Below are 13144 nucleotides of genomic sequence, written 5' to 3' on the forward strand. Positions count from 1 at the left end.
TCAAAAAACTTTCATTTTTCGAGAAACACTTGGTCAACTCATCAATTTCGTCTATTTTTCTGAAGACTTTTCCGCTGAATGTTCTTTGTTTTTATGGTGATGGTGGTGATGACTTTGTTTAGAATACAAGTAGGATTTTGCTACGACCGAAATAAACATAGCCATAATCCCCAAGCCTACTGTAGCATAAACCATAGTGAAAATTTTTCCCAAGTCAGTAACTGGATGAACATCTCCATAACCAATCGTGGTTAACGTCATGAAACTTAAATATAACGAATCTAATGGCGACAATTTTTCCACTGTTGAATAAAAAATAGTCCCACTCAACAACGTGGTTGCCAGTAAAAAGAACAAGGCACGAGTGTCTTCTTTTTTTAAGATACCTAAAAAAGATGAAAATAGTTTTTTGACAGAAATAAGTAAAGATAGCAAAAAAATGACCTCTTTCTATTGTTAATCTCTTCTTAACGTTAGCACTTTTTAGATAAAGTTCAACTTTTTAATTGGTGTGGTTAAAGAAAATTTATTTTTTTGTTATTTATAATAAGCTAAAGCTCATCTTCAAAGTAATCATTATCAATTCTAAATAGCTTGTACGTCTTGGCTATTTCTACACCAACACCAAACTCTAACATGAGCTCTGTTAATTTAATACCATCTATTAAAACTATCCCTTGATTTTTGGCAAATTCGTGCGCATTAGCACTAAAACTAGAAGTTGTTATAAAAACTCCTCTATCTGCATTTACAGCAGCTAAAGCGCCATAAAATCCTTGTATAGCAGGGCGACCAATGGTATTAGTTTCGTGATATCGCTTTGCTTGAACATAAACAGTACTAGTTCCTAATGGATCCTGATTGATGATACCATCTATTCCACCATCATTTGATTTGGATGTAACAACTGCCGTTCCGTGTTTTCCACTATATCCCATTGTCTCCAATAAATGTATAACTAACTTTTCAAAAAATACTGGCTCCACTTGTCGAACTTTATTTAATAGTTCAATCGCAATTTGATTATTTTGATTGTTGATCATATCCTCAATATCTATTTTAGCACTTTCAATTGGTGCGCTTGCTTCGATAGTAGTCGTTCCAACACGATTATTTCGTTCGACTAATTCTTGCATATATTTTTGATATGCAGGTTGTTGTTCCAAAAGTTTTCTATTGATTTTTTCACCATAATTATTTAATAAATCCAAACCTAGTTCTGTTATTTGATACATACCTCGTTTAATCCGTTCAACAGCTCTAGCTTTATACAAATCGCTGATAGCAAAGCTGAAACGATTTGCTAAAATCCCATCTCCTTGAGGGTAGTTTGGATACATCATTGAGGCAATTTCATCCGGAATATCTATGAACTGAATAATACGCTTTAAAATGATCTTTCTGTTCAGTACATCTCCATCTTTCAAAACTTCTAAAGTATATGGCATTAATGATTCAAATGTTGGAATACCTTCATTAGACGCTTTTAGTTTTCTCCAATCTTTATTCACTTTTCCCCCACCTCTAAAGTTGTTTATTTATAATACACTTCATCTAAAAACAATCCTTGTGCAGGAGCCGTTTCACCTGCGCCTTCTCGGACTTTTGTTGCGAACAATTCATCAATTATCGCTAATTCTTTGGTGCCTGCACCAATTTCTAAAAGTGTCCCAACGAGGATGCGGACCATTTTATGCAAGAAACCATTGCCCACAAAAGTGAACTGTAACATTTCGCCGTTTCTTTCAATCGTAATCTTTTCAATCGTTCGAGTAGTCGATTTTTTGTTTTTTTTCAATGCTGAAAAGCCAATAAAATCATGGGTCCCTATTAATTTTTGGCAAGCTTGTTCCATTTTTTCTTGATCCAACGCTTTGGGAAAGTGAAAACTATGATACCGTTCAAAGGCATTAGGAATTGGGCTATTCCAAACATAGTAGCTGTATTGTTTGCCTGTGGCGTTATACCGTGCATGAAAACGTTCAGGCATTTCTGTAACTTCTTTAACAACAATATCGCCAGGTAAATATCGATTTAAAAAGGATAACATTTCGGTTGTTGTTAGTGAACTAGTCGTTTTAAAATTCGCTACTTGACCACGTGCATGTGTGCCGGCATCCGTTCTGCCTGAGCCAATAATTTCAATCGGTTCACCCGTCATTTGTGTTAAAATACTTTCAATTTTCCCTTGAATCGTTTTCTCTGAATTGCCTAGTCGTTGCCAACCTGAGTATCTTTTACCATCATATTCAATGGTTAATTTTATGTTGCGCATGGGCGAAGCTCCTTCGTATTCTTTTTCTCTCTTATCATAGCAGAAATAAGTGGATTTTTCTTCTTTTCCAAGAATAAAACACCTCTTTTCTATAGAAAAGAGGTGTTTTATTTAGTTTAGTCCTGCAATTTTCAATTCTTCAACATTCGCTGCTTTAGCATTTTCAGTCACTACGGCTTTAAATGTCACTTGGTCGCCCTCTTTTAAGAATAGCGCCAGCGGACTGTTATTAGTCGTTACGCTAAAAATGGTTTTTTCATCTTCTAGTAAAAATGAAACTACCGTTTGCGCTTCCCCAGCTACTACTGAGACACGAGCTACTTTACCTTGCATCGTTTTCAAGTTGGCTTTGTCTGTATTTTCATTGTTGCTTCCTTTTGTTACTAACTCAATTCGATAAGCGTCTAATGCGCCTTGTGCCGTGTCTGCATCAATTACAATATCATTATCTACGGCGTTTATATAGACATATTTTTTGAAAATCCCTTTACTGTCCATTAACGAAACAATCCACGTTGGCACGCCATCAATGTTATAAAGGACTGGCATACTAGCTTTCCATTTCTTTTCTGGATAAATTTTTGAAGCGATAGAAATGGCGCCATCACTATCCATAATGCCGACTTTAGTATCACGATAATACGTAACTTGGCCTGTTCGGGCATTGATTAAGGAATAACCTAAAGCGGAATCTTGGTCTTTTTCACTACTTGTAAAGTCCGTAAAATAAAGCAACTGGTTCCCTTCCTTGTTCATCATCGGCGTAATTTGTCCTGATGCATAAATACCATTTTCAGTTGGAATTTTAACATCTTTTTTGGCACCAAACATTGTTTGGTTCCACCAGCCTTGACTGTAACGACCAAAGAATTCATTTAAGCTATTCGCCGCTGAACTAGTAATCGGCGCATCAACGAAACTTGGAGCTTTTTGACTGTCATAAACGTTAACTTCTCCTGTTGTAGCATTTAATACCGCCGTTTTAAATTCATTATAGTGCATGCGACCAGAAACCCCATACTCTTTGTAAAGCGTTTGAATATAGTAAGGATTTCCTTGGTCGTCCAACTCTAAATTGATTGTGCCAGTTGCTGCATAACCTGGATAAGCGGAATAAATTTTTCGTGCGGCATCTTTGCCAAAGTAAGCTGAAGGAGTATAAACAATTGGTTTTTCTACAAATTCTGGCTGTGCGTTGATATCTGTCGCACTAATGATGAAATAGCCAGGTACCTCCCCCAGTTTTAGCCATTTAAAGAAGCCATTAAATTCGACTGTTGCTACATAAACATACTCGCCATTGACAACTTGTGCCGTTATACCATCCAAAGTAAACATATTGGAATTGGGAATGACGGAAAATTTCTGTAACATTTTTCGTTTCGCCGTTTGTGGTGCAATCGCAATGGGTGTTTCTTTCGCCGAAGTTAAAACTTCAGCTTTTTCTTCCGTTTTTAAAGGAATCGTTTGATAAATTTCATCAATAGAAGAGATTCTGGTAATACTACTGACAATAGTCAACAAAATCATTGCCAAAATGGCAACACCCAAAATTTTGCCAGACCAGTCTTTGTTAGCCGTTTTGTTGGTATTCTTCCCTACTTCTTTGCGGCCCTTTTGGATACCAGGAACTTCGACTTTACTAGCTAAGCGTGTACTTAATAACACCCCACTAGCAATCACTGCGCCAATCAGATTAATCCATAACACGGTTGAAAGATTTTTACTTGGCAAAGTCACAAATAAAAAGATACCTAACAAGAGCAATTCCATCGCCATTAATAGAATGGTCCCCTTACTCTTTTTCCCTTTATTCGCTACGATTTTGGCGCCATTCGCAACTAAGATCCCGATACCAAAAAATAACGTTAACCCAATAAAATTAAAAAACATTCACTTGCCCTCCTCATAGATAAGTAAAAAAAGTGCTCCCACGCATTGTAGAAGCACTTCCTGTGATCCATTCTATTATAACGTTTTCTATTTTTACTGACAATATCGTTGAAGCAAAATCAGTCGGAAGGCTTAGAGTTTGGAAGAATGTTTATTTCTCTGGCTGAATATAAGGAACGATAGGTGCCGTTACGCCAATTGAAGCACCACGAACAAAAGGTTCATTTTGTAAGGCTTTGAAATTTTTGGTTTGTCCGGTAAGCATGACTCCCCAAATAGGTAATTTTTCGACTTTTTTATTTTTATTTTGTTGGATAAACTTTTGGCCTTCTTGGTTGTCAGCAAACAAGGGGGATTTTTCTAAGGTTTCAAAAAAGTGTTGCTTGTCGTTTTCAGGATCAAATATTTCGTTGTGATCGTCCATGCTTAATTGAAAACCATAAGGCAGCGTACCAGAAGGACCCCCTTTTTCATTAACCGTTTCGGAGTAAACATAGAGCCAAACTAAGTTGACATTGCTCGGTAACATTTTGCGGACTTCTTCATATGGATAAGGTTTATCAAAAGAAATCGCCACTTCCGCTACTTGGTTTTCCATTTTATCTAATTCACTTAATTCGTTTTTGATGCCACCATAGTAATTGGTAATCGCTGGGTTATAAAAAGATGCTACTTTCTGCTTGGTTTGTCGGTTGTATTCATAAAAATTCTTAGAAGAATAATAGCTACCAGGATAGACTTCATTCCAGTCAATCGAATTTCTGAAAAAGCTATATCTGCTACGTAAATTACTCCACTCCACCGTGTAACCATCAATATTTTTTGAACGATTGGTCACAACTTCGCCCCCAAAAGGCGAACTATTAGCAATTACTTGGGAATCTAATTGAGTGTTTGGTGAAGCAATCATTTCTTGATCATTAATTACTTCTAGTAGGGTATGATAGTTTTTCGTCGAAAGTTTATCCATTCCCACAAAAAAACCGACAAACAATACGGCAAAACTAACAACGGTTATGGCACCAATCACGATAAATTGTTTTCTTTTCGCTTTACGAATACTTTTTTTTAAATCCACTTCTATTCCTCCAGTTCTTTTTTTAATTTTTGACGTGTGCGATACAATTTTTTGCGAACATTTTCAACAGATAATTCTAAAATCAACGCAATCTCGGCATACGATAATTGATAATAATATTTCAAAAGTACTAGTTCTTGTTCCTCATCTTTTAAGGAATCGATCAATAATAATAACTCTTGCCCTTCCATTTTTTCTATTGATTGCACAGGATGGCTGTTTGCCACAAAAGTGCGTTCTCGTTTCTTTTTTCGATACATCGTAATGTAGTAATTAAATGTTACTCGGAAAAACCACGGGCGTAGATTTTCTGATGTAATTTCAGGTAATATTGAAAAAATCGTTGTATACGTTTGCGACACTGCATCTTGTGCATCTTCAAGACTTGCTCCTCGGCGAATCAAGACTTGGATGACTTCTTGCCCCAAAGAAAATAGTACTTCGTCAAAATTTGCCTCCTTTTTCATCTGATTTCTCCTTTCACTTATACAACGTTTCAACTAGGGAAAAAGTGGACAGTCCTTCGTTCATTATTTTTATGTATTTTTTCTTTCAATAAAAAATACTCCTGCTTAGGCAGAAGCATTTTTTGTTTTTGCTTATTTATCATTTTCCAATGACTAATCTTCGTGTATAAACGGCTTGCCCAGAATGCATCACTGCATCATCAATCGCTGAAACTAAACGGACTTGTCTAGTCACCGGCGGGGTCCAATTTTTATCAATCACGTCTGACAATTGTTCTTCTTTGATTTGGTCTAAATAGCTTTTGGTAAGTGCCACACTGGCAGCCAAATAGTCACTAAGCAATTGCTTTTCTGCCACCACGACTTTCGCCGCTTCTTCTGGTGTGTGATGCCAGTCTTCTGTCTCATCTGGCAAATCCAAGGCAAATTTTTCTGTCCAGTGTTGGCTAAGCCATAACGGTTCACTATGATTAAGTGCGGAAATTTGTAGGTCTAATTCTCTGGCTGTGTGCCACATTAGCCAAGTAACAGACTTGATTAATGGTGCGGGCATCGTGTTTGCTTCGGCAACGGTCATTTGCGCAAGTGTTTCTTCAAAACGTTCATGCGCTCGGTCAAGGGTTTCACTAGAAAGTTGAGTGACTTTCATAAAAATACCTCCTTTGTGTTGGTGCCTGTTCTTTCGTTTCTATTTTCTATTATACTGCAAAAGAATCCGTTGTAGTTCTTTTTTGGCTGCGGTATCTGCGGAAAGGGTAAAGATCACTTTCTTTCTTCAAAAATAACACCCCCCTAAGTAAAAAAGAATTGACAATTCTCGTAGTTTCCCTTAGTATGTGGAAAAGTACCTTTAAGATAGTCCGAGAGGCTAACAAGGCAAAGTTCTGTAAAATTCTGTATTTTTGTATAGTGAATGATACGAGATGTCTTGCCCTTTTTTTTGTGTGCAAGGCTTTTTTTGCGCGGTGCTTAATCAATTTATTTGGGAGGCAACAAAGTGGAAAAGAAAAAACGTGAAGTGAAAGGTATCTCATTTACCAAAAAAATGGTGATTTCATTGGTGGGAGGTTTAATCGTTGGGCTCGGCTTTTTATTTTTAAGAGAGCACCTTATTCGCAGCAATCAAGGCGCTGTGTGGCAGACAATCAATCAGATTCTTTTCCAAGATATTTCAGATCCTGAAAAAGGACAATCTGCGATTGGGCTTTTCTATATTATTGGTCAACTATTTATCAACGGCCTACAATTAGTGATTGTGCCGATGGTCTTTACTTCAATTACTTTAGCCATTTGTCATATTACCGATACGCAAAAATTAGGACGAATTTCTTATAAAACAATTTTTGGCTTTTTATCGATGTCACTGATTGCTCTATTAACGGCAGGAATTGTGGGCTATAGCGTATATTTAACTGGCGCTTTTAATGTGTCGTTATCTGAAACGCTAGCTCCTGTCGAAGTAAGTACGAGCGGCAACCCATTAATGGTGATTGTCAATGCTGTCACGAAAAATATCGGTTCTGCATTTAGCGACAATGGTGCGATTTTAGCTGTTGTTGTGTTGGCAGTGATTACTGGTTTATGTATTAATGCATTAGGGGATAAAATTCGTGTTTTCAAAAAATTAATTGAAGAAGTCAATGCGATGGTCACGTTATTTTTAACCTTTGTAATTACTAAATTTGCTCCTATCGCCGTCTTTATGTTGTTAGTTCGGACGTTTGCTTCTTACGGGATTGATTATTTAAAACCAGCGTTAGTCTACGTCGTAACAACGACAGCGACGCTCTTAGCCTTTTTGATGATCGGTTACCCATTATTTATCTTATTTGCGACAAAATTAAATCCTGTTCCTTTTATTAAAAAGATTATGAAAGTTGTGGTCTTTGGATTTTCTACTTCTTCTTCGGCAGCCACTTTACCGTTAAATACAAAAACAACGGTTGAAGAGTTAGGTGTCGACAGCGATGTTGCCGCCTTTGTCTTGCCGTTAGGAATGACTATTAATATGAACGGCACAGCGATTATGCAAGTAATTGCGGCTATTTTTGTGGCGGGCGTAGCTGGTTATGAAGTGACACCAGCTAATATTGCCTTGATTGCCATTTTAGCTTTAATGTCATCTATTGGTACACCGGCGGCACCTGGCGCTGGCGGAATTATCCTTTTCACTATTTTAACTGGTTTAAACTATAACAATGAGATTGCGATTGCGACGTATTCATTGATTTTAGCCATTAATCGTCCAATCGAAATGCTCGTTACTAGCCTAAACGTGGTTGGTGATAGCGCCACTGCGATTTATGTTGCACATTCGGAAGATTTGTTGGATGAAGCCACTTATCTGACTGATGTCGCTGACTTGCAAAATGCGGAAGCGGAGTAATTAATGAAAAAGCAGACTTCTTGTATGGAAGTCTGCTTTTTTATTATGTTTTTAGTGAATCCGTAATTTTTTACTTCTTCGATTTACTTTTACGAAAAACTAAAAGACACCCACTGGCGATAACTAGAAGACCAATAATCACAAGCGCGATCGATTTCTTTTCTCCTGTGCTCGGTAAAAATTGGCTAGCTTTTCTGAAACCACCTTGGCTTGATGGCTTAACTTGTTTCGTACCAGTTTGATCAACTCCTGTACTAGTATTTAAGTGTCCATTATTCCCCCCATTTTTTTGCTCCTTTTTATTTTCCCCACTATTTTTCAATGTTAATTGCTTCACTGCCGAACGTAGTTCTGCTTCTGCTTGGTCTACTTCTGCTTGCGTTGCTGTTGTTTGATCTGCCACAGTTTGTGCTTGCTTCAATGCTTCGCTGTAGGCTTTCCAGCTACTTGCGGTGTAGTCTTTTTCTTGGTGTTTCTCGTTTTCTTTGATGATTTTCAACAAGTTGGTTTTATCTACTTCTTTAGTTGGCACTTTTACCAATTGCTTCACCGCCGAACGTAGTTTTGTTTCTGCTTGGTCTACTTCTGCTTGTGTCGCTGTTGTTTGATCTGCCACAGTTTGTGCTTGTTTCAATGCTTCGCTGTAGACTTTCCAGCTGCTTGCGGTGTAGTCTTTTTCTTGGTGTTCCTCGTTTTCTTTGATGATTTTCAACAAGTTGGTTTTATCTACTTCTTTAGTTGGTACTTTTACCAATTGCTTCACTGCCGAGCGTAGCTCTGTTTCTGCTTGGTCTACTTCTGCTTGTGTCGCTGTTGTTTGATCTGCCACAGTTTGTGCTTGTTTCAGTGCTTCGCTGTAGGCTTTCCAGCTACTTGCGGTGTAGTCTTTTTCTTGGTGTTTCTCGTTTTCTTTGATGATTTTCAACAAGTTGGTTTTATCTACTTCTTTGGTTGGTACTTTTACCAATTGCTTCACTGCCGAGCGTAGTTTTGCTTCTGCTTGGTCTACTTCTGCTTGCGTTGCTGTTGTTTGATCTGCCACAGTTTGCGCTTGCTTCAATGCTTCACTGTAGACTTTCCAACTGCTTGCGGTGTAGTCTTTTTCTTGGTGTTTCTCGTTTTCTTTGATGATTTTCAACAAGTTGGTTTTATCTACTTCTTTGGTTGGTACTTTTGCCAATTGCTCCACCGCCGAACGTAACTCTGTTTCTGCTTGGTCTACTTCTGCTTGTGTCGCTGTTGTTTGATCTGCCACAGTTTGTGCTTGTTTCAATGCTTCGCTGTAGACTTTCCAGCTGCTTGCGGTGTAGTCTTTTTCTTGGTGTTTCTCGTTTTCTTTGATGATTTTCAACAAGTTGGTTTTATCTACTTCTTTAGTTGGCACTTTTACCAATTGCTTCACTGCCGAACGTAACTCTGTTTCTGCTTGGTCTACTTCTGCTTGTGTCGCTGTTGTTTGATCTGCCACAGTTTGCGCTTGTTTCAGTGCTTCGCTGTAGGCTTTCCAGCTACTTGCGGTGTAGTCTTTTTCTTGGTGTTCTTTTTGTTCCTGAATTAATTTTTCTAACGCTTCTTTCGTTACTTCAGGAGTTGTTTTAACTGTGATTGAACGCGAGCTGCCATTTAACCCCGCACTATTTAAAGTGATAATATTTTGGTCAACAGAAATTTCTGGGTCCGCTGCGACTACTTCAAGAATGCCCTTATCAAATTCAATAGAAACGGATGCATTATTTTGTAAAGGATTCGCAAGAGTTAAGCGATAAACACCGTTATCAATTTTTTCTGAAATAACCGACATTGGATCATACGCATACAGTCCTGCAATTTCTTGGTCATTATTCCATGTATTCATCATGACATAATTACCTGCTTCAATGGCTTGTAAGTTTGCTGTATTTTCTAGAACAGTATAGCCTTTATTTTTAGAAAGAGCTGCGATTTCTTCATTCGTTTTCCCAACCACTGTTAAATATTCGTAAGTACCATTTTCAACAGTCTTGCCATAATTTTTACTAATTTTAGCAAATGTATTTGTATAGGTTTTATCATTAACAAAGTATTCGTTAATATCTCCGTAGCGACCAGAGCGTTCTTCTATTTGAACATCAAGCGTATTCATTGAATTAGGAAAAACATAGCCAATGTTATTCAATGGATTCGCTGCGCTTAAACTAATCCAAGAATTATCTTTGTCTGAACCTTGGTTAAGCTTCACTTCCTGTGGATGAATCATCCGATTATCGAGGATTGTTTCAATCGAAGCATCTGTCGTACCAGTAATGCCACTTCCCAAATTAATGATTTGACCATCTAATAAGAACCAAGATTTTTTAGCAACTAAGTTCATTCCTTCATTACTTTTATCTAAAAACATTCCTATAGAGGCAACCTGTCCATTATTTGAGCCACCTACCCATGACTGGGGACTGCGTTTCCCTGTATAAGCACCATTTACCAATTCTCTTGTGTCAACTGTCGTTCCTGGTAATCGATATGGATCGATCGTTGCCCAGTATCCTTCATCAAACTGAGCAAAGTCTTGATTGTATAAATAAAGCATGCCATCTGCTGTATGCCAGCCTTTTTTATTTTCCGTATTCCCAAATTCATAGTTTCCGACACGTTGTGAATACATACTGATACCCACCGCATATTCGTTATTTTTCTGTAGGACTCGATCCATCGAACCATATACATTTAAAGATTGCATTGGTGTCGCTTGGGCAGGTGACGCACTATTCACCACATTTTTCAAGTCAATTAACGCTTCAAAATCTCTTGGTTTTTTAAAGAAATGATAGTATGACCCACTTTGTTGGAGCCACGTTTGGATAGATGTATAAATGTCATTTCTTAAATTTTCTGGTGCAAATTTTGCAATTAAGGTTAAATTAGCTATTGTTTCTTTACCCGATTCAAACTCTGTAGTAAAAGGATTCGTTTCTGGCGCTCTGGAAATACTTCTACCAGAAACCATCGATGGCATTTTCCCATTTACCATCAATTGTAAGTAACCTTTATCAACAACATTAAATAAATTACTAATGTTAGGGTCATTCATCTCCCAGTCGGAACCTTGTAAAATAGTCTGAATTCGTCCAAACCCTTTTAGCAACTCATTCCCGTAACTGCCGTTGTACGGAAAATAACCATGTTGAATCAAGGAACCATCAGGATATAAGCCATCACCAGAGGAAACACTTTTTAAAACGGACGGAACAGCTTCTTGTACTTGTACTAGGCGTTGATTATCTTCTAACAAAAGTCCAGTACCTAAAACGGTGATTGAAATATCTGTTAAGTTAGCTCCTGTTGCACGATAAATTGGCCATTGTATGTTTGGATCTTTTGCATACAGCATCAGCGGAGCAGTAAATTTATTTAATTTTTCTGCATCTGTATTCAATAGGTCATCATGTAATAAAATCAATGTATCTGTTAGCGGCTGCGCGGAACCAATTTGCCAATCCCACCAGTTACCTGTGTAATACGTTCCATTGTATTTTTTTGTATCAATCATAAATTCAATGCCTTTAACAATCGCATCATAAACTTCCGGTTTTTCAAAAAGCTCACTTGATGGTTCATAGTAGCCTAACGCTAATTTTTTAATATTGGTAAATTGAGTCGTGTAATCAGCAGACACTGTATCCGATGGTTTTCGTTCCCACAGATACCCACGATCTGCTGCTTGATTAAGCGTTTGCCACAATGCTAAACTCTCCGTAGCAATCTGGGCACGATACTGTTGCACATCTGCATCGTTATCATACTGCGTTGTACCTAACAATCGCATTTTCCATTTTGCTCGCATTTCCGCATATTGTTTATTTTCTGCTACAACAGTCACAGGAATTGTATCACTAATTTCTGTTCCTTTAATTTTGACTGTTACTTTCGCTTCACCACTCTTAACTGCTGTTAAATTACCCGTTTGGTCAACCGTCACAATGGTAGGATCACTACTTGACCACTCAATCTGATCCTCTGTGATATCTACTCCATCTGGTGACACTTCAAAGGCTAGCTGTTGCTTTCTTTTTTCACTAATAGTCAGGTTCTCTGTTAAAAGTTTAATCGCTTCTGGCAGTCGTTTTTTTTCATATGCTTCAAACGAAATAATACTTGAACTGTAAAATTGCTTATTTGTGTGTTGCCACATTTTCATCTGCTGATATTTTACAAAACGTGCTTGTACATTATTGCCATCAATATATTTTTTAGTAGGTTGGCCACCTTGCCCATTCTCTTCTTTAAAGATAGATTGATAGCTTTCACCATCTGTTGAAACTAAGATTTCATACACAGGACTTTCTGCATGCAACTGTAAAACGAGTTCGCCAATGTTTTTTACTTCACCCAAATCAACAATTAACCATTGTTCATCTTGCTTATCAGCGGACCAGCGTGTTGTTTCATCGCCATCGACAGCTTTTTCGCCAACAAATTGAGGGTATTTCCAATTCTCTCCAATTTTTCCTCCTTCCACACCAGAATATGTCACTTCTTTTTGTAAAAATAAATCAGTTATTTCTTCTGCAGATGCACTCATCGCAGTTAACGAGAAGCCTGTAAGCATGAAAGCAACAACGACTATTATTTTTTTAATCATATTTTTCCCCATATCTTTCTATTTTTAAGCAACCAATCCGACTTTTCCAAACACTTTTTTCTGATAATTTAATCAACTTCCTCCTCTACTAAGTATTCTATATAAAAATTAGGCATGAAAAGACAACCTAAAGTAATTACTTCAGACAGACTTTTCATGCCTAGTTTTCCCTAGTCACATGAAATATTATACATGTTTACGCTTTCACTTTAAGGTAATTTTTGGTTACTGTCAATAGCGTTTTCTTCATTAAAGAGCTTATTCAACTTTTCACGTTAAAAATATTGATTTTTATGATAATCCCTTAATTTTTTCTCATTTTAAAATAATAATTATGGGTGCTGAACCTGTTTCTGAGGCACAACAATCGGACAATTTTTTTGAAAAAACGAGAGGAATGACCATTGTTTTTTGCCATTCCTCTCATTTT

9 protein-coding genes are annotated in these 13144 nt (G+C 37.3%); 1 reads left to right on the top strand and 8 read right to left on the bottom strand.

What is annotated here, in order from left to right; all coding sequences use genetic code 11:
• Positions 1-51 precede the first annotated feature (51 nt).
• The 7 genes from IGL42_RS11675 to gst all read right to left on the bottom strand — a co-directional run bounded on the left by IGL42_RS11675 (position 52) and on the right by gst (position 6362).
• Positions 52-435 (bottom strand): potassium channel family protein, encoded by a 384-nt coding sequence (locus IGL42_RS11675; protein ID WP_002355036.1) that lies wholly within the window; start codon positions 433-435, stop codon positions 52-54.
• Between the two features lie 116 nt (positions 436-551).
• On the bottom strand, positions 552-1511 hold the full coding sequence (locus tag IGL42_RS11680) for a restriction endonuclease (RefSeq protein WP_002406040.1): 960 nt from the start codon (positions 1509-1511) through the stop codon (positions 552-554).
• A 23-nt stretch (positions 1512-1534) separates the two neighbouring features.
• Complete coding sequence (gene truA / locus IGL42_RS11685; protein WP_002359105.1) at positions 1535-2275, bottom strand: tRNA pseudouridine(38-40) synthase TruA; 741 nt, start codon at positions 2273-2275, stop codon at positions 1535-1537.
• Between the two features lie 111 nt (positions 2276-2386).
• Positions 2387-4168: a hypothetical protein gene (locus IGL42_RS11690; RefSeq protein ID WP_010710902.1), complete on the bottom strand. Its 1782-nt coding sequence runs from the start codon at positions 4166-4168 to the stop codon at positions 2387-2389.
• 151 nt (positions 4169-4319) lie between these two features.
• Positions 4320-5246, bottom strand: coding sequence for an anti-sigma factor (locus tag IGL42_RS11695; protein WP_010710901.1), 927 nt, complete (start codon positions 5244-5246; stop codon positions 4320-4322).
• A gap of 2 nt (positions 5247-5248) precedes the next feature.
• A complete protein-coding gene (locus tag IGL42_RS11700; RefSeq protein WP_002355030.1) occupies positions 5249-5713 on the bottom strand; it encodes an RNA polymerase sigma factor in 465 nt (154 codons plus the stop codon).
• Positions 5714-5852: 139 nt separating this feature from the next.
• On the bottom strand, positions 5853-6362 hold the full coding sequence (gene gst, locus IGL42_RS11705; RefSeq protein WP_002361063.1) for a DinB family glutathione transferase: 510 nt from the start codon (positions 6360-6362) through the stop codon (positions 5853-5855).
• Between the two features lie 333 nt (positions 6363-6695).
• Here gst and IGL42_RS11710 point away from each other — a divergent pair, with 333 nt between their 5' ends.
• Positions 6696-8099, top strand: a complete 1404-nt coding sequence (locus tag IGL42_RS11710) for a dicarboxylate/amino acid:cation symporter (RefSeq protein ID WP_002387350.1) — start codon at positions 6696-6698, stop codon at positions 8097-8099.
• Between the two features lie 70 nt (positions 8100-8169).
• Here IGL42_RS11710 and IGL42_RS11715 read toward each other — a convergent pair whose 3' ends face one another.
• A complete protein-coding gene (locus IGL42_RS11715; protein WP_231599782.1) occupies positions 8170-12714 on the bottom strand; it encodes a polysaccharide lyase family 8 super-sandwich domain-containing protein in 4545 nt (1514 codons plus the stop codon).
• Positions 12715-13144: the final 430 nt, after the last annotated feature.

Origin of the sequence: Enterococcus sp. DIV0712 (genome assembly GCF_050554855.1) — a bacterium.
In the GTDB taxonomy this organism is placed as follows: domain Bacteria; phylum Bacillota; class Bacilli; order Lactobacillales; family Enterococcaceae; genus Enterococcus; species Enterococcus faecalis.

What these genes read in the sequence shown, in the direction of transcription:
- truA (WP_002359105.1), bottom strand. Translation starts at nt 2,275, where the DNA reads ATGCGCAACATAAAATTAACCATTGAATATGATGGTAAAAGATACTCA.
- IGL42_RS11690 (WP_010710902.1), bottom strand. Translation starts at nt 4,168, where the DNA reads ATGTTTTTTAATTTTATTGGGTTAACGTTATTTTTTGGTATCGGGATC.
- IGL42_RS11700 (WP_002355030.1), bottom strand. Translation starts at nt 5,713, where the DNA reads ATGAAAAAGGAGGCAAATTTTGACGAAGTACTATTTTCTTTGGGGCAA.
- gst (WP_002361063.1), bottom strand. Translation starts at nt 6,362, where the DNA reads ATGAAAGTCACTCAACTTTCTAGTGAAACCCTTGACCGAGCGCATGAA.
- IGL42_RS11715 (WP_231599782.1), bottom strand. Translation starts at nt 12,714, where the DNA reads ATGATTAAAAAAATAATAGTCGTTGTTGCTTTCATGCTTACAGGCTTC.